The sequence below is a fragment of the Shewanella sp. AS16 genome, from assembly GCF_021412365.1.
GTDB lineage: Bacteria > Pseudomonadota > Gammaproteobacteria > Enterobacterales > Shewanellaceae > Shewanella > Shewanella salipaludis.
In genome coordinates this window covers 64,550-84,998 of record NZ_JAKCLK010000011.1, presented here as the reverse complement: position 1 = coordinate 84,998, position 20,449 = coordinate 64,550, and the positions used below count along the sequence as shown (strand labels likewise).

General features: G+C 56.3%; 17 protein-coding genes. 4 read left to right on the top strand and 13 right to left on the bottom strand.

Annotated features, from left to right (window positions below):
• Positions 1–24 precede the first annotated feature (24 nt).
• From glnL to LZP73_RS17485, 10 genes are all read right to left on the bottom strand, one after another.
• Positions 25–1,071, bottom strand: a complete 1,047-nt coding sequence (gene glnL / locus LZP73_RS17530; RefSeq protein ID WP_234236245.1) for a nitrogen regulation protein NR(II) — start codon at positions 1,069–1,071, stop codon at positions 25–27.
• A gap of 124 nt (positions 1,072–1,195) precedes the next feature.
• Positions 1,196–1,744 carry a DUF4124 domain-containing protein gene (locus LZP73_RS17525; RefSeq protein WP_234236244.1) on the bottom strand — a complete coding sequence of 183 codons (549 nt, stop codon included), beginning with the start codon at positions 1,742–1,744 and terminating at the stop codon, positions 1,196–1,198.
• Between the two features lie 112 nt (positions 1,745–1,856).
• Positions 1,857–2,483: a glutathione S-transferase family protein gene (locus LZP73_RS17520; protein ID WP_234236243.1), complete on the bottom strand. Its 627-nt coding sequence runs from the start codon at positions 2,481–2,483 to the stop codon at positions 1,857–1,859.
• A 61-nt stretch (positions 2,484–2,544) separates the two neighbouring features.
• Positions 2,545–3,231, bottom strand: a complete 687-nt coding sequence (locus LZP73_RS17515) for a type 1 glutamine amidotransferase domain-containing protein (RefSeq protein WP_267960232.1) — start codon at positions 3,229–3,231, stop codon at positions 2,545–2,547.
• Positions 3,232–3,334: 103 nt separating this feature from the next.
• Positions 3,335–4,492, bottom strand: coding sequence for an iron-containing alcohol dehydrogenase (locus LZP73_RS17510; protein WP_234236242.1), 1,158 nt, complete (start codon positions 4,490–4,492; stop codon positions 3,335–3,337).
• Positions 4,493–4,601: 109 nt separating this feature from the next.
• Positions 4,602–5,204 carry a TetR/AcrR family transcriptional regulator gene (locus LZP73_RS17505; RefSeq protein ID WP_234236241.1) on the bottom strand — a complete coding sequence of 201 codons (603 nt, stop codon included), beginning with the start codon at positions 5,202–5,204 and terminating at the stop codon, positions 4,602–4,604.
• A 110-nt stretch (positions 5,205–5,314) separates the two neighbouring features.
• Positions 5,315–5,626, bottom strand: coding sequence for a pyrimidine/purine nucleoside phosphorylase (ppnP, locus tag LZP73_RS17500; RefSeq protein WP_234236240.1), 312 nt, complete (start codon positions 5,624–5,626; stop codon positions 5,315–5,317).
• Between the two features lie 74 nt (positions 5,627–5,700).
• Positions 5,701–7,815: a 5-histidylcysteine sulfoxide synthase gene (gene ovoA, locus LZP73_RS17495; protein ID WP_234236239.1), complete on the bottom strand. Its 2,115-nt coding sequence runs from the start codon at positions 7,813–7,815 to the stop codon at positions 5,701–5,703.
• A gap of 208 nt (positions 7,816–8,023) precedes the next feature.
• Positions 8,024–8,908, bottom strand: a complete 885-nt coding sequence (locus LZP73_RS17490) for a DMT family transporter (protein ID WP_234236238.1) — start codon at positions 8,906–8,908, stop codon at positions 8,024–8,026.
• 82 nt (positions 8,909–8,990) lie between these two features.
• On the bottom strand, positions 8,991–9,449 hold the full coding sequence (locus tag LZP73_RS17485; RefSeq protein WP_234236237.1) for an Lrp/AsnC family transcriptional regulator: 459 nt from the start codon (positions 9,447–9,449) through the stop codon (positions 8,991–8,993).
• Positions 9,450–9,673: 224 nt separating this feature from the next.
• On the opposite strand from LZP73_RS17485, the gene LZP73_RS17480 reads away from it, so the two are divergent.
• Together LZP73_RS17480 and LZP73_RS17475 are read left to right on the top strand one after the other, a co-directional pair.
• Positions 9,674–10,852 (top strand): PrnB family protein, encoded by a 1,179-nt coding sequence (locus tag LZP73_RS17480; RefSeq protein ID WP_234236236.1) that lies wholly within the window; start codon positions 9,674–9,676, stop codon positions 10,850–10,852.
• The gene (locus tag LZP73_RS17475; protein WP_234236235.1) at positions 10,849–11,982 is read left to right on the top strand and encodes an aminotransferase class V-fold PLP-dependent enzyme; all 1,134 of its coding nucleotides are present in this window, start codon (positions 10,849–10,851) and stop codon (positions 11,980–11,982) included. Before LZP73_RS17480 ends, LZP73_RS17475 begins: the two co-directional genes overlap by 4 nt.
• A gap of 52 nt (positions 11,983–12,034) precedes the next feature.
• Here LZP73_RS17475 and LZP73_RS17470 read toward each other — a convergent pair whose 3' ends face one another.
• The gene (locus tag LZP73_RS17470; protein ID WP_234236234.1) at positions 12,035–13,453 is read right to left on the bottom strand and encodes an FAD-binding oxidoreductase; all 1,419 of its coding nucleotides are present in this window, start codon (positions 13,451–13,453) and stop codon (positions 12,035–12,037) included.
• 71 nt (positions 13,454–13,524) lie between these two features.
• A complete protein-coding gene (locus LZP73_RS17465) occupies positions 13,525–14,733 on the bottom strand; it encodes a dicarboxylate/amino acid:cation symporter (protein WP_234236233.1) in 1,209 nt (402 codons plus the stop codon).
• 342 nt (positions 14,734–15,075) lie between these two features.
• Between LZP73_RS17465 and LZP73_RS17460 the strand changes: the two genes are divergently transcribed.
• Positions 15,076–15,549, top strand: a complete 474-nt coding sequence (locus LZP73_RS17460; protein WP_234236232.1) for a DUF1203 domain-containing protein — start codon at positions 15,076–15,078, stop codon at positions 15,547–15,549.
• Positions 15,550–15,637: 88 nt separating this feature from the next.
• On the opposite strand, the gene glnA is transcribed toward LZP73_RS17460, so the two are convergent.
• Positions 15,638–17,047 carry a glutamate--ammonia ligase gene (gene glnA / locus LZP73_RS17455; RefSeq protein WP_234236231.1) on the bottom strand — a complete coding sequence of 470 codons (1,410 nt, stop codon included), beginning with the start codon at positions 17,045–17,047 and terminating at the stop codon, positions 15,638–15,640.
• Positions 17,048–17,793: 746 nt separating this feature from the next.
• Between glnA and typA the strand changes: the two genes are divergently transcribed.
• Positions 17,794–19,605 (top strand): translational GTPase TypA, encoded by a 1,812-nt coding sequence (gene typA / locus LZP73_RS17450; RefSeq protein ID WP_234236230.1) that lies wholly within the window; start codon positions 17,794–17,796, stop codon positions 19,603–19,605.
• The last annotated feature ends 844 nt before the right edge of the window (positions 19,606–20,449 follow it).

The following is a 20,449-nucleotide window of genomic DNA, read 5'->3' as shown; positions in this document are numbered from 1 at the left end:
TGATCTTGGCCGTCGGCGCTGAACTCATCTGGCGCTGTGAATAGGCAATGAAATAATAAATTCCGTGTGCCCAGGAGTGGAGACACAATCTATGCGGCCATTGTGTAACCTGGCGATGTTGTGGGCGATGGACAGCCCCAGACCCGATCCCTGTTCCTTGCTGGTGACCATGGGGTAAAACAGGGTATCTATGAGCTCAGGCGGGATCCCTGGGCCGTTATCTATGATGGACAATTCCAGCACCAGCTTATGCCTCTGGCTGCCTATGGTGACTTGGTGTTGGGTGCGGGTCTTGATCACTATTTCGCCGCCAGTGGGGCCGAGCGCCTGAATGGCATTCTGCACTATGTTGAGCAGCGCCTGCTGCAGCTGATCCGCATCCATCTCTATATCCGGGATCGAGGGGTCGTAATCCCGTCTGAGACGTATGTTGGTCGGCAAGGCCATTTCCACCAACTTGAGCACCTTCTGCACCACCTGATGTATGTTGTGCAGGCTATGTTGGGTCGGTCTCTGGGGGCCAAGCAGGCGATCCACCAAACTGCGCAGGCGATCCGCCTGTTCTATGATGAGGCTGGTAAATTCTTTCAGGCCAGGGTCGGTCAACTCCCTCGCCAGCAGCTGGGCGGCGCCGCGCAGACCGCCGAGCGGGTTCTTGATCTCATGGGCCAGATTACGCACCAGGAATTGTGCCGCCTGTTGCTGGGCATCCTGACTCAATTGCTGGTGGATCCTGCGCTGCTGATCGACCTGGCGCAACTCCAGCAGACTCAGGGTCTGCTCCTGTTCCAGGGGGATCAGGGTGAGATCGACCGTATGATGCTGGCCATCCAGGGTGATGAGCGTCGTGGTATTGACCGTCAGCCCCTGACCTGTCTGCACTGCGTCCATCAGGAGTTTAGCTTCGACCCCCAGCAGCTGATAGTGTTCCGCCAGGCTCTGTTCCGTGAGTTTATGGCTGCCCAGGCCCAGCAATTGCTCGGCAGCGGCGTTGACGAAACAAGGCCTGAGTTCCTTGTCTATGACAAGTACCGCGGTAACTAAGTGGTTGAGCAGGTTGTTTGTGTCCATCGGCCATTCCCGGAATAGAGTTGCACCAATATGGTGCACCAAAATGGTGCGTGCTGCAACTTAACTTCACCCGGGAGCGCATAGATACAAATAATTCTAGTAGACTGTATTTAAAGAATTAATATCAATTTTTCTTGATGCTGGGTAGCGCTCCTGGCTTGGCAAATTGTGCCGCCTGGTGAAGAAATATCTTTCTTGGGGAACTTGATGCAAGGACTTTGCCGTTTTGAGTCACTACTCTAACCTGCAACGAATGCGCGCCCCGATCTATATGCTTGAGGCTGAAGAGCGACTGCCGCTGCGGCTCGCCCTGCAGCTTGCCATCCATGAATAAGGCGAGCAGGTGCTGGCCGGCCAACTCGGGCGTGACCTCGACCCTGAGTTCGAAATCGCCATTGTTATTCCTTATGGTGGCCTCTTCGGCGGGAGAGGCTATGTTCAGTTGGTAATGGACTTCGTCTGGCATTGCCGTTGCGGATCGCCGACCCGTATCCTGGGCCCGAGGGGGCAGGGTTATGGCATTTTGCGTGTTTTCCTTCAATTCGAGCACCTGGGCGTTCGCCTTGGGCTCATCTGAATAATGTACCTTGCCATCCTTATCGACCCACTTATACACGGTCGCCTGCGCCAGGCAGGCGACTAACATCAAACCAAGGAATATCCGGGTGCGCATGCTAACTCTCTATCAGTCATGGAAGAATCTAACCAAGATTAGCCCCTTTGAAGATAAAAATCATGAGCTTTCTGTCCGGTTCGCGCGAGTGCGGCCACGGCGCGGTGGCCGCTTACAGGCTATTATCCAGCTCGGCTTCGAGCCGACTGGCCCTGATGAAGCCGGCATGCTGCTGCAGACGCTCGGCATAGGCCTGAATGTGGCTGAACTTACCCAGCTCCCCCTGGTTTGCCAATATCTCTACTATGAAAGACATCATGATGTCGGCACCGCTGAGGCGTTCCCCCACAAGATAGGTCTTACCTGCCAACATCTCGTTGAGATACCCCATGACCTTGGCGATTTCCATGGCGGCATAGCCTTCGAGGAAGTGGGTCTTGCAGCCATCCTTCTGCACAAACATTTGCAGCAGCAGGGGCAGTATCGCCGAGCTTTCGGCAAAGTGGATCCATTGCAGGTAACTGGCATAGTCGCTGCTGTCAGGGGCCGGAGCCAGCTTGTTGGCGGCATATTTGGCGATCAGGTATTCGGTAATGGCGCCGGATTCGGCAATCACGCGCCCCTCTATCTCTATCACGGGTGATTTACCCAGGGGATGTATCTGTTGCAGTTCCGGTGGCGCGAGAAAGGTCTGGCTGTCACGCTGGTAGCTTTTAATCTCATAGGCTTGCCCCAGCTCTTCCAGCAACCAGATGATGCGTTGCGAGCGGGATTTATTCAGATGGTGCAGGGTGATCATATCGGCTTCCTTGAAAAGTGCGCCGCCCATGGACGGCGCAGGCTTGAGTCTGTTGCTTGAGTTAGGGCTGGTCGGTGAGCTGAGCCATCATGGCCTCGGCCACCGCAGCCGATGAGGCCGGATTCTGACCCGTGATCAAATTGCCATCCTGAGCTATGAAGGGGCTCCAGTCATCACCTTTGAGATAGTTGCCGCCCTGCTCCTGCAGCATGTCTTCGACCAGGAAGGGGACTATGTCGGTCAGTTGCACGGCCGCTTCTTCCGAGTTGCTAAAGCCGGTGACCTTTCTGCCGCCGACCAGTGGCCGGCCATCGGCAGCCTGGGTGTGGCGCAACGCCGCCGGTGCGTGGCATACCAGGCCGACAGGTTTGCCCGCCAGGTGGAAGGCTTCGATCAGGGCGATGGAATCCGCGTCTTCGGCCAGATCCCAGAGGGGACCATGGCCGCCGGGATAAAACACTGCATCATAGTCCTTGGCCCGGACATGGCGCAACGTGAGGGTGTTGGCTAAGGCGGCCTGGGCTTGAGCATCCTCGGCAAAACGCCGGGTGGCAGAGGTTTGGAAATCCGGCTCGTCGCTCTTGGGATCCAGTGGCGGTTGGCCACCCAGTGGCGAGGCCAGGGTCACCTCATACCCCAGATCTTTGAATGCATAGTAGGGGGCGGCGAACTCTTCCAGCCAGAAACCGGTCTTAAGGCCGGTGTCGCCTAATTTATCGTGTGAAGTCAGTACCATGAGAATATTCATCTTGATTCCTTACTTGTGATTCATAGCCGTAGGCAGGTGCTTTAGCCGCTCGGCAAGCCGTTGGCTGCGGCTCGCCTAGCTCTCTGTTTCTAGGGCGAAAGCCTTACAGTGCCAGGGTCAGGATGTCGCGACTCATGGCGAGATCGACATCCTGATGTTCACCCAATGCCACCATGCCGTGGGCTTGCAGTTGCGCTATGACGGCATCCACAGCCTCGGCCCCTAAATTGTAGGCGGATAAATGTGTGGCTATGCCCATGGCTTCGAAGAAGTTACGGGTGTTATCGATCGCCGTAGCTATCTTGTCATCGTCGCTGCCGTCAGTGATATGCCAGACACGGCTGGCGTATTGCAGCAGTTTCTCGCGTTTCCTCGCCTTAGTGACCGTCAGCAGCGCAGGTAACACCAGGGCCAGGGTGCGCGCATGATCTATGTCGTAGAGTGCGGTCAGTTCATGGCCTATCATGTGGGTCGCCCAATCGTGGGGCACCCCTGTGCCCAGGGTGCCGTTGAGCGCCGTGGTCGCGACCCACATCAAGTTGGCGCGTATGTCGTAATCGCCAGGATTGCTCAATACCTGGGGGCCGAGCTCGATCAAGGTCTGCAGCAAACCTTCGGCAAACCTGTCCTGTACCGCGGCATTCACCGGGTAGGTGAGATACTGCTCTGTGATATGCACGAAGGCGTCGACCACCCCATTGGCCACTTGGCGCTCGGGCAGGGTGAAGGTCTTGGTCGGATCCAAAATGGAAAATTGCGGATAGACCAAGTCGTTACGAAATGGCAGTTTGGCCTTGAGCGCTTTGCGGGTGACGACGCTGGCATTGTTCATTTCACTGCCAGTGGCTGGCAGGGTCAGCACTGAGCCGAAGGGCATGGCCTGAGTGACGTTGGCGCCCCAGTTGAGCAAAATATCCCAGGGTTCGCCGTCGAACATGGCGGCGGCGGCAACGAATTTGGTGCCGTCGATGACGGAACCGCCGCCCACAGCCAGCAGGAAGTCGATCTGTTGCGCCTTGACCAGGGCAACCGCCTGCATCAGGGTCTCATAGCTTGGATTGGGCTCGATACCGCTAAACTCCAGCGATTCGCGTTGCCCCAGCGCCCGCTTGACTTCATCCAGGGTGCCCGTCTTCCGGGCGCTGCTGCCCCCGAGCAACACCAGGACCTTGGCGTCTTGCGGCACCAGTTTGTCGAGATCCTGGATCTTGCCTGCGCCGAAGCTGATGCGGGTGGGGTTGTAATAGTCAAAATTAAACATGTATGTACCTTCTCAATGCGTTGTACGGTCTAGTTAGTAGACCAGTCGTCTAGTTGTCGGTCGCGAAAATGCCGCGTCCGCTTGGGGGAGCCGGCGATGGATCTAAGGGTTAAGGCAGAGCGTTAAATTGCAACAGGGACCGAGTCGTGATGAGGGCGCGTTCCATCGCGGCAGGGCTATGGCCCAACTTATTCATCAGACTGGCACCCAACCACATGTGGTAGAGCATTTCGGCGCTCGATTGTGGCTCCTGAGCGGCGACCGAGCCGTCGCTTATGCCGGTTTCTATGCAGGCAGACAGGCGGCCGATGACGGCGGCGGACCCTTTCAACAGCGCCATCCGCATGGCTTCGGACAGGTCGGCGACTTCGGCACTGAGCTTTACCACCAAACATTTCTGCTCGACACAGGCGTCGGCTTGAATGCTCAACCAGTTCTGCCAGTAGCTCATCAACCTGTCATAACCGCTGAGCCGGCTATTGGCGAACAGGGCATCCAAATTCTCTTGGTATTGCTCGAAATAAGCCGTGATCAGGGCCTCGCCGAACTGTTCTTTCGACTTGAAGTAATGATAGAAGGATCCCTTGGGCACATCGGCCGCTTTCAGCAGTTGTGCTAATCCCATGCAGGTAAATCCCTTGGCAATGATAAGCTTATAGCCTATGTCCAGGATATGCTGACGGGTTGAGTGGGTCTGGGTCGCAGTTTTCATGTCGCTGAGTCTAATGTTAATTAGACCGGTCGTCTAGTGATTTGTTTGAAGGCGTTTTTGCTTGGTGCCTAGCTGACGTCAGGCGCTGGTATCAGCGCCTGACGCCTGAGTTACAGATAGCTACAGCAGTATTCGGCCACTGCGGCATTGCGGAGCTTGAAGCTCACGCCGGCAGCCAACTCAAATTGACTGCCGGCGGCAAACACCTGCCAATCCTGGGCATGAGGCAATAACACCTCGAAGCTGCCACTCATTACCTGCATTATCTCACCCTGGGAGGTGGCAAACTCATACTCACCCGGTAACACCACTCCCAGGGTCTGTTTGCTGCCATCGGCAAAGAAAATGTTGCGACTCGACACCTTGCCATCGAAATACAGATTGGCGCGCTTCGCCACCGATACCTGTTCAAATATATCCATGGTCACCTCAGTAAACAAAAAAGATGCAATGAATATATAGGCATATTTATTAGATATCTATGCTTTTCGTCAGGCTAACGTTTGCGCCAGATGCTCATCTCGGACACTGTGTGCTGGAACTTGCGTTTGGTCTCGCGGATCACGAAGGGGATCTCTTTCACCGCCACCAATTCAAACTGGCCTATCAGGCTCTCGGTCAGGCCGTCGAGGCTGGTGAAGTTCTCTCCCTTGCGCTTGACGCCGCCGAGCCACTTGTCTTTCGGGGTATATTCCTCCAGCCAGGTATAGGGCGAGGCTATGACCAGATAACCGCCGCGGTTGATCCTCCTGTGTATGTCGGTGAGAAACTCCAGGGGATCGGCCAGGCGGTCGATAAGATTAGAGGCATACACGAGATCGTAACCCGTATATTGCGGCTTGAGATTACAGGCGTCACCCTGGACGAAGTTCAGCTTATCGACCAAATGAGCGTAGCCCAAGGCCTCGAGACTGACGCTCTTGAATTCCTGCAAGTCACCTTCGGTGCGTATGGTGTAGCGCTTCTCGCCTTGCTCCGTCAGGGCGTAAGCCTGTTGGATGAAGCGGGCGGAAAAGTCTATGGCATCGACCCGGTCGAACACCTTGGCCAGCTCGAAGCTGGCGCGGCCGACCGAACAGCCTATGTCCAGCGCCTTGGCCGTGTGGCCGAGTTGAATTTCGTTCAGCGCCTGGGTGACGCCATTGACACAGAAATTGCCGACCCCGAAATATTCGGCGCCATAATGAAATTCCAGGTATTGGGAGATGAGTTCATCGGTTTCGTACACGTTTACCTCGGCCATTTGGGCAGGATCTTGTGGGGATTGCACATATCTGAAACCTGCATGTTGGTAGAAATGCCGTCTGAAGGCATAGCGTGAGGCGGCTATGGCCTCGTTCCCCGTAGAGATCCATGAACCTCCCTTGATGAGATTGTGTTTGCCATCGAAGGTGGGGGTGGAGAAATCATCATATAAGGGATGGACGGCGAAGCCGTTGAAGCCGTCTATTTGGCTCTCGGTCCATTGCCACACATTGCCGATCAGGTCGCAGAATTCCTGGTGCGCGAAGCGATTCACAGGGCAGGGGGAGGCGTAGTAGGCCAGGCAGATGTTGCCAGGTACTTCGCGCCAGCTGGGGGCATCGTCGGCAATCTTTTCCCGCAGCAGATACCATTCGGCTTCGGTGAGCAGGCGTATGGGGGCCTGGGCCTGTTCGGCCTTCCAGTTGCAAAAGGCCTTGGCTTCCAGTTGATTGACTTCCACCGGCCAGTTCAGTGGCAGGGGGATCTCTTGGGTCAGGTTGCGTTGCAGCCAGCGGCCATCCTGTCGGCGCCAGAATCTGGGCATGCTGGCTTGGGTGTAGGCCAGCCAGGCCAGGCCTTCCTCATTCCAGAAGCGCGGCTCTGCATAGCCACCCGCCTCGACGAAATTCAGGTATTCCTGGTTGGATACCAGGTATTTGGCCGCCTTGAAATCGGCCACCTTGAAGCGTTTATGGCCGTATTCGTTGTCCCAGCCATAGGTGTGATCGTCGGCGGACTTACCCAGGGTCATAGTCTTGCCCGGCACCGACAACAGGACATTGGCAGCGGCCGGACCTGTGTCTTGGCAGGCTTGCCACCCGGGATGCGGGCTCACATCCGCCAGAGGTAGCTGACGTATGATCACCGATGAGGTCTCAAGGTGAATGCGCTCGTGCTCTATCCCCATGAGTATCACCCAGGCAGGGCTGTGCTGGCTTATGGGCAGGGTCAGTGGCATCTGCTCTATGACGTCATTGACCAGGGCCCTGACCTGGCTGCGATATGTTCGGGTGGCGGCGACGCTTGGCCATTGGTAGTTGTTGGCATCGAGATCGTCCCAGGACATCTCGTCGACGCCTATGGCGAACATGGATTCGAAATTGTCGTCGATACGCTCGTCTATGTATTTGGCCAGTTTTAACTTGTTGATATAGAAGGTCGCTGTGTGGCCGAAATAGAAGATCAGCGGGTGACGCAGGGGTTCGGCCTTGAGGTAATAGGCGGCGTCATTGTTGATCAGCTCGAACAGTGACTCATACAGCTCCCAGGTTTGATTGAAATAGTCTTTCAATTCCTGGCGTTTAGCCGCTTCACTCTCCCCGGTAAGCAACAGAGTCTGGGTGACTGGGGTAGTTCCGGTATTCATCAGCAGGCTCCTTATCGACTGTCTTCAACTGGGCTGTCTCTCTCTTGCCGGGGACCCATGACAGGCGGCCGACCCGACTCCCTGTCTCGCCCCGGATAGCCTTAAAGTATCAGAATGCCGGGCAAATTAACAACAGGCAGCCCAGGGCACCGATGGCAAGAGCACTCCGAAATAACCCGGCGGCGGATCTGTTGGCTGTGCTGGTGATCTAGGCGCCGCTATCCCCCTTGGCAAGGGAAGTGCGCTTGGCTGTCAGGGCGTTGAACCAACGGCGGACCGGCAGTTTCATCAACAGCAAGGCGCTCAAGATCAAGGCTATGCCTGTCCATTGCTGCAGATCCAGGGACTCGCCCACCAGTATGACGCCGAGGGAGACGGCCACCATGGGGTTGGTCAGCGCCAACATGCCCATGATCTGTGGTCCCAGGCGCCGCAGTGACCAGAGCCAGGCCCAGTAGGCCACGGCCGTGTTGGCTATCGCCAGCCAGGCGATGGCGGGAAAGGCCGTGGCGGGCGGCAGTTGTGGCGGACCGGCCATGAACCAGGCCAGGGGGATCAACATGAGCCCGCCGAGGAATAGCTGCCAGGCCGTCAACGTCAGCAGGTCCCCCACGTCCCAGCGCTGCATCCAGCGGGAGGATTGGGCTATCAGCAAGGTGGCGAGCAGCACACAGGCAACGCCGAGGGGATCCAGGTTGGCCGAAGGATTGAGCAGCATGAGCACGCCGCTCAGTCCCAGCAGGCCGAGGGCCAGCCATTTGAGCCCGGGTCTTTGCCTGTCCAGCACCCAGGCCAGCAGGATGAACATCAGCGGCAGGGTGGCACCCAGGGTGCCGGCGACGGCCCCCGGCAGTCTGTAGGCGGCGATGAACAGCAGCGCGAAGAAGGCGCCTATGTTGCAAAATGCCAGCAGGACGATTTTGCGCCAAGGCAGGTGGGGCAGTTTCGGCCGCAACAACAGCAGCAGGATACCCGCAGGCAGCGCCCGCCAGACGGCGACCCAGAAGGGCGACATGTCCTTGAGGTAGAGGCTCACGAGTGCATAGGTGGTACCCCAGAATACCGGCGCTATCAGGGCGATCAGAAATGGCATAATATCTCTTAACTAAGTATCTTGATATGAAGATATATTAGAAGCCAACGGCGCCGATTGCAAGCCTGAATGTCAGCCAGGCTCAGATTTCCAGCGGCAAGGCGGTGCGGGAGAAGGTTTGTTTCAACACCACGGTCGATTCTATGCCGGCGATGCACTTGAGGCTGCCGAGGGATTTCTTGACGAAACTTTCATAGTCGAGCAGATCCCTGGCGACTATCTTCAGCAGATAGTCGTGGGCGCCGGTGATCACCGAGCATTCCATCACCTGCTCCAGTCCGTCCATGGCGCGCTCGAACAGCTCGGCCGAGCTGTCTGAATTCTCCGTCAGGCGAATGAAGGCATAGACTATGACATTGAGCCCCAACTTCTGTGGATCCAGCTGGGCGCTGTAGCCTGTGATCACCTTGTCCTGCTCCAGTTTTTTGACCCGCCTGAGACAGGGGGTATCGGACATATTCATGCCGCTGGCCAGCTCGGCCATGGTCATGCGGCCCCTGCGCTGCAACAGCGCCAATATGTTGAGATCTTTCTTATCCATGGTCTGCCCGCCCTTTGAGTTCTCCTTGGATCATACGCAATATTTTGGTGGTATCCGACATTAAAGTTTAATTTTGTGGTGATATGTTGCGTTTGATGGCTTTTGTGTGACGGATTTTGGTGAGATGCGTCTCCGGCGGCATGCTAGGCTAGAGGCATGGAAGCTCTGAGAGCCAGGCAAGCCTGAACCAGAGTGGCAGCAGAAACCTATCTAGGATAGAGAGCATGAAACCCGTAACCCAAAATACCCAAGCCTTCGATGACTGGCTGCGTGGCCGGTTCGTCGAACTCAACTCACGCCTGGAGAGCCTCTACCGGCAACAGGCGGATCGCGCCAACGTGGCCGGAATAGGCGAAACCGAGAAACAACAACTGGAAGAAGAGGGCAGGGTGCTGATCAAGGCCTTGCTGGAGGAGGGCAACACAGATCAGGGCTTCGACAGTGCCTTCGATCTGCTGGGCAATGTCGGCCTCTACATGGCTGCCTGTCGCCGTCACGAGATCACCGAGCCCTCGCGGGAAACCCGCTCGCCACTGGTGGAGGCCTCGGCGCTGGCGATGCACATAGGCGCTTCCATAGGCGTCACCCCGCGCTTCGCCACCGCCCATCTCACCACCCATAACCGGGCCCATAATGGCCTCTACAAGCGCTTCACCGACCTGCCGGCCGAGAAGCTGTTCGTGGATTACAACACCAAGGGCATACTGGCCTACAAGCGCGCCGCCGATGCCTTGCTCAAGATAGAACCTCTGGGGATTTCCCATCCCATCAGCCATGACCTGCTGCGGGTGGCCAAGCAGGCGCTGCAGGAGGTGATAGACTCCAACACCTATCTGTTCAACGCCCTGGATGCCGATGATTTCTTCTATTGTGTGCGGCCCTACTACAAGCCTTATCGAGTCGGCTCCGTGGTGTATCGCGGTGCCAACGCCGGCGACTTCGCAGGTATCAATGTGATAGATCTGCTGTTGGGGCTATGTGCCGCCAACGAACCTTCCTATTCGCAGATGCTGGTGGACAAGTTCCTCTACATGATGCCGGAAGATCAGCTGATCCTGCGCGACTGCATGCGCAGAACCAGCCTGATGGACGACTTCCTCGCCGCCGGCGAACAACGGGACCAGGACTGGTATAGACATAACCTGGCCCTGTTCCTCGAGGTGTGTGAACTCCATGGGCAGACGGCGATCCAGCATCATAATCAGCTGGTGGAGAAGTATATCGCCGAGCCGGCACAGAAGATGGAGCAGCAGCACCTGGACAAGGTCACCGCCAGCGGCCCGCCGCTGCAACTGCTGCTCGACAGCCTGGAGAAACTCAAGGACAGGCGGGCGGCGCTGCCGCGCAGCGACATACACACCCGCTATCATGATCTGCAGCAATTGAAGGCGACACTGGAATGAAGATGCTACAGCCACAGGAGCTCAAACAGGACTTCCACCTGGTCGAGGCCACTTACCTGCTGAACCATTCCGTGGGGCGGCCGCTTAAATCGACCCAGGAAGCCTTGCAACAGAGCTTCTTTGCCCCCTGGCAGGAATCGGGGCGCGAGCCTTGGGGGGCCTGGCTCGGCATCATAGATGATTTCCGCAACGCCCTGGCGCGCCTGTTCAATGGCCGCAGGGATGACTTCTGTCCGCAGGTCAACCTGTCGAGCGCCCTGACCAAGCTGGTGATGTCGCTGGAGCGTTTGCAGGGCGAGCACTGCGTGGTGCTGATGAGTGAGATCGACTTTCCCAGCATGGGATTCGCCCTCAAGAAGGCCCTGGCTGCCGGGTGTGAGCTGAGGTTCATTCCCAAGGCGCTGGACATCACGGATGTTAACGTCTGGGATGCGCACCTGAGTGCCGATGTGGATCTGGTGTTTATCAGCCACGCCTATTCCAATACCGGCCAACAGGCGCCGCTGGCTGAGATAGTGCCGCTGGCCAAGTCCCGCGGTTGTCTGACGCTGATAGATGTGGCCCAGTCGGCGGGCATAGTGCCGCTGGATCTCGCCGCCCTGGCGCCCGACTTCATGATAGGCTCCAGCGTCAAGTGGCTCTGTTCGGGTCCGGGGGCGGCTTACCTCTGGGTCAATCCCGGGCGTCTGGACGAGTGTCGTCCCAGAGATGTCGGCTGGTTCAGCCATGAAAACCCGTTCGAGTTCGATATCCACGGTTTTCGTTATCATCCCAGTGCCCTGAGGTTCTGGGGCGGCACCCCCTCTATCTTGCCCTATGCCATAGCGGCCAACGCCATAGGCTACTTTGCCGAGCTGGGTTCGCTCTCGCTGCGGGCCCACAATCAGGCGCTGATCGACCTGGTCGCGGCCGAACTGGATGAAGAGTTTGTCTCGCCGCGGGAGTCAGCGAGGCGCAGCGGCACCCTGATACTCGACCTGGGTGAACGCCAGGATAAGCTGCTGCAGGCGCTGCAGCAGGCCAACATCAGCGTCGATGCCCGCAGTCAGGGGATCAGGGTTTCACCCCATATCTATAACGACGAGGCGGATATGCGTGCCTTGCTGCGGGTGATCGCCGCCTGCCGCTAGCCCATGGACCATGCGCCTTGGCAGTATGCCGCCGCGGCGCATGGCCTGGAGGCTATTGGGGGGCGATATTCTGGTTCAGGCGGAAAAAGTTGTCCGGATCATACTTGGCTTTCACCGTCGCCAGTCGGGCCAAATTGCTGCCATAGGCGCCTTGTACCCTGTCTTCGTCTTCGCTGATGAAGTTGACGTACACCCCGCCGGTGGCGAAGGGCTTGGTGGCCTGATAAAACTCACGCGCCCATTCGACACAGACATCGTCCTGTTCTGTGTCATCCCAGCGGGTATGCACATTCATGATGAACTCCACGTCCCTGTGCGGATAGGCACATGCATCGGCGGCCACCCTGTTGGTGGCGCCGCCCATCTGGGCGAGGAAGATTTCCGACTGAGGGCTGGGCAACCTGGCGGCGTAATCCACCAGGGCGTCTATCAGGCCGTCCTCCAGTGAGGTGAAGTTGTGGGATTTCCAATAGTTGCGGGCCCCTGGGGTCAGCAGGGGATCGAAGGCCTGTTGAAACGCGCCGAAGGGATGTGGGGCAAATCCGTCGGCTATGGGAGTGCCGAATTTGCGCAGCTGCGCCAGCCACTTGTCGCCTTCCTTGAGATCGCCATTGTACAGTGCCGCCAGGATCAATACCTTGGTGCCATGGACCGCTTTGGGCAGGAAGGGCAAGGGCGGGGCATCGCGAAACACGGCCCAGACAGAGAGCGCATCCGGACAATTCCGGCAGAATTGCCGATAAGCCTGGAGTACGAATTTGGCCTGATCGAAGGGGTAGACAATCGCCCCGGACATGACTTCGGGACCGACCGGGTGCAGCTTGAACTTGAATGAGGTCACTATGCCGAAGTTGCCGCCGCCCCCCCGTATGGCCCAGAAGAGATCCGCATAGTGGTGGGCGCTGCAGCTCAGCCTTTCGCCGGCGGCGGTGACCACCTCGGCCGCCAGCAAGTTGTCTGCGGTTAAGCCCAGACTGCGACTGAGCCAGCCGAAGCCGCCGCCCAGGGTCAGGCCGGCGACGCCCGTGGTGGAGTTGATCCCCATGGGGACGGCCAGGCCATAGGCCTGGGTCTCGTGATCTACATCCCCCAGGGTGGCACCTGCGCCGGCGGTCACCTCCAATGCATCGGGATCCACCTGCACCGCCGTCATCAGACTGAGATCTATCAGCATGGCACCGTCGAACAGGGATTTGCCGGCGATATTGTGGCCCGCGCCCCTCACACTGGTGAGCAGCTTATGCTTCCTGGCGAATCTGACCGCCTGTATGACATCGGCCGTGCCCCGGCAGCGCACTATGACGGCGGGATGGCGATCGAACATGGCGTTCCAGATTTTCCGTACCTGGTGATAATCGTCTTCGCCCGGCAAGATCACCTGGCCGCGTATCCCCTGGCGCAGCGCATCCAACTCCGTCTTGTCGAGTTTCTTGGGTTTGTCGTCTAAGGTGTAAATCTGGAATTTTTCCATCGTCTGGCCCCTTCATCATTCTGGTTAGCATCTTTAAAGCTAGCCCATGGCAATGATAAAGCGAGCCGGGCTCACTTGGCCGCCCGCCCGTTCCAACCCTGCAGCCGGTCGATGATCTGGCTGGCGGTGAGATCGTGCACCACGTTGATCACGGTCGAGACCCCGTCCGTGATGGCGCCGAGCACCACCAATATGGGGATGGTTTCCAGCGGCAGCCCCAGAGTAGTGACGATGAAAATCTCCCCCAGGAAGGCGCCGCCCGGTACCCCGCCGATGACGAAGGCCGACAGCACAGAGATGAGCAGGGTGACCATGAACACATCGACGCCGAAGTCGAGCCCCAGCAAGGAATAGATGAAGACTATCTTCAGCGCAGTGATCATGGATGCGCCGCCCTTGTTGAGGTTGACCAGCAGCGGCAGGCTGATGTCGGCTATCTCTTCCTTGACTCCCATCTTGAGTGCTGTGCTCAGGGTCACAGGCAGGGTCGCCAGCGATGAACTCGTGCCCAATGCCGTGACCGCCGGCGCCAGCGCATGGCGCCAGAATACCCTGACCCCGGGATAGCCGCCGCCGAGCCAGGCATAGCAGGTCGACCCCAGGGTGAGGTACAGCAGGCTGGTGGCGAAGAATAAGCCTATGGCACGGGCGAAGGTGACCACGAGTTCAGGGTCCTGGCTGGCCATGGTCGAGGCGAAGTAGGCGCCCAGGCCCAGCGGGGCGACGAACATTATGATGGACACTATCTTCATGATGACAGTGTTGAGGCTGTCGAGCAGGGCCGAGACCTTTCTGCCGTCCTCACCCGACTGACCTATGGCGATACCACTGACGACGGACATGATGATCAGCGCCAGGATGTTGGATTTGGACAAGAGGCCGGAGAAGTCATTGGTGGTGAGCAGACCGACGAAGTCCATGTGGGCGGATCCCGTGTCCAGGGTCTGCTGGAGATCCAGGGTCACCCCCTGGGCAGGATCGAACACCAGTGCCAGGCCCACTATGGCAACGGCGGGAATGATGGCCATGCAGATGGAGACCGCCATGATGGACACCAGGATGGCGCCCAGCTTCTTCAGATCCGTCATCCGGGCGATGGAGGAGGTCACGCTCACCGCCACCAGAGGCACTATGATCATGAACAGCAGATTGAGGAAGATCTGTCCCACTGGCTTGAGCCAGAGCCCAGTCTCGGGTGACAGGCTGCCGATGAGGCCACCCAACAAGAGCGCGGTCAAGAGTATGAGTGAGTCTTTATAGGGTTGCAGTGTTTGCCACATAGGTAAGCGCCTATTGTTATTTTAATAAACCAAGATACCCAAATGACGGGTATTCATCATGCTGCATGGACCTCACCAAGCTAGCGAGTCGCGTGTAATAGCGCAAGAACTGGTTGGAAATAAAGAGTTTTAATCTATTAAATGATGCTGAGACGCTGATTGGTGCCGCCATGCCAACAGGCAGCGCCTTCATCGTCTCCGGCGAGTCCCAGGGTGGCTGGCTTGGAAAGTCTGCACATGGTCACAGAGGCAAGAATGTCTTTTGAGGTTAGAGTTCCGAAAGCGGCGAGTCGTGAGTTGTTGAATGACTATCATGGTATTTTTAGCCGATAGGGAATCAATATGAATACAAACTTTAGAATGAAGGCAATTGAGAAAAGGGCTTTTTCTGAGCTGATGAACCTGAGCGCTCAAGAGCTGGAGAAGCTCAATGCAAGCTGGGTGATTGCCGATGCCAAACCAGGCTTTCCTTGCAGGGTCTCTTTGCAAGAAGCTGAAATAGGGGAAAGAGTGTTATTGGTGCCTTTCAGGCATCATGATGTCAATTCGCCTTATCGAGCATCCGGTCCCATTTATGTTCGAGAACATGCCGAACAAGCCGAATTGGACGTGAATGAGATTCCCGAGATATTGACTGCAAGATTGCTGTCCATCAGGGCTTACAATCACCAGCACTCTATGGTGCACGCCGAGATTTTACAGGGGGCAGAATTAGCAAGCGGCATTCGTCAGCAGTTTTTAAAGGCTGAAGTCAGCTATATCCAAATCCACAATGCCAATCGTGGCTGCTTCAATTGCAGCGTGTATCGAGCTTAATACTTAGATGGACGGCAAGTGAGTGAGTCGCCAGTGTGGCATAAAAAAGCCCCGACGAGTCGGGGCTTAATCAAGCTGCGGCTAAAGATTACAGGCTGTAGTACATCTCAAACTCAAGCGGGTGAGTGGTGCGGGCCACGCGTTCGGCTTCGGCTGTTTTCAGCGCTATGTAAGACTCGATGAAGTCTTTGCTGAATACGCCGCCTTTCATCAGGAACTCATGGTCGGCCTGCAGGTTTTCCAGGGCGTTTTCCAGTGAGGTGGCAACCTGTGGGATCTCGGCCGCTTCTTCGGCCGGCAGATCATACAAGTCTTTGTCCATGGCTTCGCCCGGATGGATCTTGTTCTGGATACCGTCCAGACCCGCCATCAACAGCGCCGCGAAACCCAGGTATGGGTTGGCGTGCGGATCCGGGAAACGGGCTTCGATGCGACGACCCTTAGGGCTGGGTACCACAGGGATACGGATGGAAGCCGAGCGGTTACGGGCAGAGTAGGCCAGCATCACAGGGGCTTCGAAGTGTGGCACCAGACGCTTGTACGAGTTGGTGCTAGGGTTGGTGAAGGCGTTCAGTGCACGGGCGTGCTTGATGATACCGCCTATGTAGTACAGGGCGGTTTCACTCAGGCCGGCATACTTGTCACCGGCGAACAGGTTAACCCCGTCTTTGGACAGAGACTGATGCACGTGCATACCGCTGCCGTTGTCGCCAACGATAGGCTTGGGCATGAAGGTCGCCGTCTTGCCGTAGGCGTGGGCCATGTTATGCACCACGTACTTGAGAATTTGGATTTCGTCCGCTTTCTTGGTCAGGGTATTGAAGCGGGTGGCGATTTCGTTTTGACCCGCGGTGGCGACTTCATGGTGATGAGCTTCAACAACCTGACCCATTTCTTCCAGTACCAGACACATGGCGCTGCGCAGATCCTGTGAAGAGTCGACAGGCGCTACCGGGAAGTAACCGCCTTTGACCATGGGTCTGTGACCCGTGTTGCCGTCTTCATAGCTGGTGCCCGAATTCCAAGAGGCTTCCTTGGCATCCACTTTGACGAAACAGCCTGACATGTCGGCGCCGAAACGCACGTCGTCAAACAGGAAGAATTCAGGCTCGGGGCCGATCAGCACAGTGTCGGCGATGCCGGTGGAACGCAGGTATTCCTCGGCCTTCTTGGCGATGGAGCGGGGGTCACGATCGTAACCTGTCATGGTGCCTGGCTCGAGAATGTCGCAACGGATCAGCGCCGTGGTTTCTTCGGTGAAAGGATCCAGCACGAAGGTCGTTGGATCCGGCATCAGCACCATGTCTGATTCGTTGATGCCTTTCCAGCCTGTGATAGAAGAGCCGTCGAACATCTTGCCGTCTTCAAAGAAATCAGCATCCACCTGATGAGAAGGAATAGATACATGCTGCTCTTTACCTTTGGTATCGGTAAAGCGTAAATCAACAAACTTAACTTCTAATTCTTCGAGTTGCTGTAAAACTGATTCAACTGACATTCTCAAGCCTCCGGTAGGGTAAAGGGATGTCCCTTCTATATTCTGTTATCCGCACTCGGGTGAGCGGGTGCAAATTTGCTATACTTAAAGCGATAACTATGCCAACTATTTAATGCCTTGATTTTAAAGCAAGTAAAAAATACCAGCTCTTACACTCATAGGCTAATGCACCAGCATGGTGCATGTCTTGATTGTTTTTGGTGCAAGCGTCCAACTTGGGGCATCGGCTTCCGGGTCGGCGATTATCCCTGCCTGAAACCAGGACACTCATGCCGGCGCGTGCAGTATTACGCTAGCATAAGTCGCGGTTCCTGTAAGGTAGATTTATGCGGCATTTATTAGTGTCATATTAAGCGGCTATATTGGCTTGGGTGCCTCCACAGCTTGCTTGCCGACAAGCGAGCCGTTTACTGACATGCAGGTGCGCTTCTTGTGTCCGGCGATGTGCTCCGGCTGGGGATTTTCAGCTTAATGCCATGGCGGCGCCGGGTCTGTGAAACGGATGAGGGCAACATCTTGCCGTTTATCAAGGGACTCGGGTGGAGCGGGTGCGGCTTGCCCCCGTCGTTTAGGGCACCTTCCATGGTCGTGGGATGCAGCTTTTGGGCCCATGTTTTACAAGTGCTCAAAAATAATCCTGTGAGATATGCCGCCGCTGGAGTAGAATGGCACGCTTTTTATTATGGCAAAGGCCTCATGCCTGGCCTAATAACCCCTATTTTTGTTTGATGGTAAGAGGTTTATCCGTGCTAGAGAATTTACGTAACATCGCTATTATTGCACACGTCGACCATGGCAAGACGACCCTGGTAGATAAGTTGCTGGCGCAGTCAGGAACCCTTGCGACCCGAGGAGAAGCTACTGAGCGGGTGATGGATTCCAACGATCTTGAAAAGGAGCGTGGGATCACGATTCTGGCAAAGAACACTGCCATCAAGTGGAACGATTACCGTATCAACATAGTTGATACCCCAGGCCACGCCGACTTCGGTGGTGAAGTAGAGCGCGTTCTGTCTATGGTTGACTCAGTATTGTTGCTGGTCGATGCCGTTGACGGTCCAATGCCACAGACCCGCTTCGTGACCAAGAAAGCCTTCGCCCAGGGCCTGAAGCCAATCGTTGTCATCAACAAGATTGACCGTCCGGGTGCACGTCCTGATTGGGTTATCGACCAGGTATTCGATCTGTTCGACAACTTGGGTGCCACCGACGAACAGTTGGACTTCCCTATCGTTTATGCTTCGGCATTGAACGGTTTCGCGACGCTGGATCCTGAAGTCGTCAGCGAAGACATGACTCCTCTGTTCCAGACTATCGTCGAGAAAGTCTCTTCACCCGATGCCGACGCAGAGGGTGCTTTCCAGATGCAAGTTTCGCAGCTGGATTACAACTCCTATGTGGGTGTTATCGGTATAGGTCGCATCAAGCGCGGCAGCATCAAGACCAACCAACAAGTTACCGTCATAGGTGCCGATGGCAAGACGCGTAACGGCAAGATGGGCCAGGTCTTGGGCTACATGGGTCTGGAACGTCACGAAGTCGACGTCGCCAACGCCGGTGACATAGTCGCGATCACAGGTCTGGGCGAGCTGAAAATTTCCGACACCATCTGTGCCGTAGGTGCCGTCGAAGCCCTGCCTGCACTGTCTGTCGATGAGCCAACCCTGACCATGACCTTCCAGGTCAACACTTCTCCGTTCGCGGGTAAAGAAGGCAAGTATGTGACTTCACGTAACATACTTGAGCGTCTGCAACAGGAATTGGTCCACAACGTGGCCCTGCGTGTCGAAGAAACCGACAGCCCGGATCGTTTCCGCGTATCAGGCCGTGGTGAATTGCACTTGTCTATCCTGATCGAAAACATGCGTCGTGAAGGTTACGAACTGGCGGTATCCCGTCCTGAAGTTATCATCAAGACCATAGATGGCGAGAAGTGTGAGCCATTCGAAACTCTGACTGTCGATGTTGAAGAAGATCACCAAGGTACAGTTATCGAGAAGCTGGGTACCCGTAAGGCCGAAATGAAAGACATGCAGCTCGACGGCAAGGGCCGTGTGCGCATCGACTTCGTTATCCCAAGCCGTGGCTTGATCGGTTTCCAAACCGAGTTCCTGACGGCCACTTCAGGCACGGGTCTGCTGTACCACACATTCGATCACTACGGTCCGCACAAGGGTGGCGATATCGGTCAGCGTGCCAACGGCGTGTTGATCTCCAACGCCACAGGCAAGGCATTGACCTTCGCCCTGTTCGGTCTGCAGGATCGCGGTCGTCTGATGATCGGCCACGCAGCCGAAGTCTATGAAGGCCAGGTCATAGGTATCCACGCTCGCTCGAACGATCTGACAGTAAACTGTCTGAAAGGCAAACAGCTGACCAACATGCGCGCCTCAGGTACAGACGAAGCTCAGGTACTGACACCGCCAATCAACATGTCACTGGAGCAAGCGCTCGAGTTCATCGATGATGACGAGTTGGTTGAAGTGACGCCTAAGAACATCCGTGTTCGTAAGCGTCACCTGACCGAAAACGATCGTAAGCGTCATAACCGCGGTTAATGGCAGTTGCGACTGCTGCGACTGACCCGTCAGTCGCTCGGTCCCGGATCTAAGATTCGAACCTAAGCTTCGAATCTAGGTTCGAATAAGAAAGCCCCATACAGGCAACTGTGTGGGGCTTTTTGTTTGTCCGCCTTTGATGGCGCTGATGTTTGGCTATCATGCCAGAGGGTTGTGTAGCGAGCTTGGATATTTTCTGGGTGCTTCATTGGCGCTAATCTTTCCCGGCATAGCTGCAATGTTTGTGCTGCTCATTGCCTGCCGCAGGTGACGTGCAGGATGCACTCATGTCGCAATGACAGGGATGTCATGGAGCGACCTTTTGCATTGCTACACTAAATGATTGATCTTAATTATGCCCATCGCATGGTATCGCACGTAGGCACGCCATAAACTCATCCCTGAGGGCTCCACCGCGCCATCCCTGGCGCAGAGGGCCTGCTTAGCGATACCCTGCTCGCCCTATCAAGTGATCTACAGTTTGGCACAGCCATTTAGTGAGACGCAGGCTCTTGATCTCACAAGAAGCATCCGTGTAGGCTCGACGGCGACATCCGCTGACCAAGGAGGGTCGAATGTCACGCCATGGAGCGACCCTGTCGCATTGTTCTTATTACAGGGCAGTAGTGAAATGCCGGCTCTTGATCTCAAATGTCGTCATATACTCAAGCAGGGTTACGAGCTGCATTTTATGTTAAAGAGCAGAAACCCGGAGTCATGACAAGCCATCGCCTCCCGCGGGGGATGTGCAAGCACAGCTGTGACACGCCGCGAGCACATCCCTGTGGGCTCTGCGAAAACATCCCTGTTTTCGAAGGTCACAGCCATGCTTGCACTCGGGTTA

Coding starts and splice junctions, on each gene's coding strand:
- glnL (WP_234236245.1), bottom strand. CDS start 1,071: ATGGACACAAACAACCTGCTCAACCACTTAGTTACCGCGGTACTTGTC.
- LZP73_RS17525 (WP_234236244.1), bottom strand. CDS start 1,744: ATGCGCACCCGGATATTCCTTGGTTTGATGTTAGTCGCCTGCCTGGCG.
- LZP73_RS17520 (WP_234236243.1), bottom strand. CDS start 2,483: ATGATCACCCTGCACCATCTGAATAAATCCCGCTCGCAACGCATCATC.
- LZP73_RS17515 (WP_267960232.1), bottom strand. CDS start 3,231: ATGAATATTCTCATGGTACTGACTTCACACGATAAATTAGGCGACACC.
- LZP73_RS17510 (WP_234236242.1), bottom strand. CDS start 4,492: ATGTTTAATTTTGACTATTACAACCCCACCCGCATCAGCTTCGGCGCA.
- LZP73_RS17505 (WP_234236241.1), bottom strand. CDS start 5,204: ATGAAAACTGCGACCCAGACCCACTCAACCCGTCAGCATATCCTGGAC.
- ppnP (WP_234236240.1), bottom strand. CDS start 5,626: ATGGATATATTTGAACAGGTATCGGTGGCGAAGCGCGCCAATCTGTAT.
- ovoA (WP_234236239.1), bottom strand. CDS start 7,815: ATGAATACCGGAACTACCCCAGTCACCCAGACTCTGTTGCTTACCGGG.
- LZP73_RS17490 (WP_234236238.1), bottom strand. CDS start 8,908: ATGCCATTTCTGATCGCCCTGATAGCGCCGGTATTCTGGGGTACCACC.
- LZP73_RS17485 (WP_234236237.1), bottom strand. CDS start 9,449: ATGGATAAGAAAGATCTCAACATATTGGCGCTGTTGCAGCGCAGGGGC.
- LZP73_RS17480 (WP_234236236.1), top strand. CDS start 9,674: ATGAAACCCGTAACCCAAAATACCCAAGCCTTCGATGACTGGCTGCGT.
- LZP73_RS17475 (WP_234236235.1), top strand. CDS start 10,849: ATGAAGATGCTACAGCCACAGGAGCTCAAACAGGACTTCCACCTGGTC.
- LZP73_RS17470 (WP_234236234.1), bottom strand. CDS start 13,453: ATGGAAAAATTCCAGATTTACACCTTAGACGACAAACCCAAGAAACTC.
- LZP73_RS17465 (WP_234236233.1), bottom strand. CDS start 14,733: ATGTGGCAAACACTGCAACCCTATAAAGACTCACTCATACTCTTGACC.
- LZP73_RS17460 (WP_234236232.1), top strand. CDS start 15,076: ATGAATACAAACTTTAGAATGAAGGCAATTGAGAAAAGGGCTTTTTCT.
- glnA (WP_234236231.1), bottom strand. CDS start 17,047: ATGTCAGTTGAATCAGTTTTACAGCAACTCGAAGAATTAGAAGTTAAG.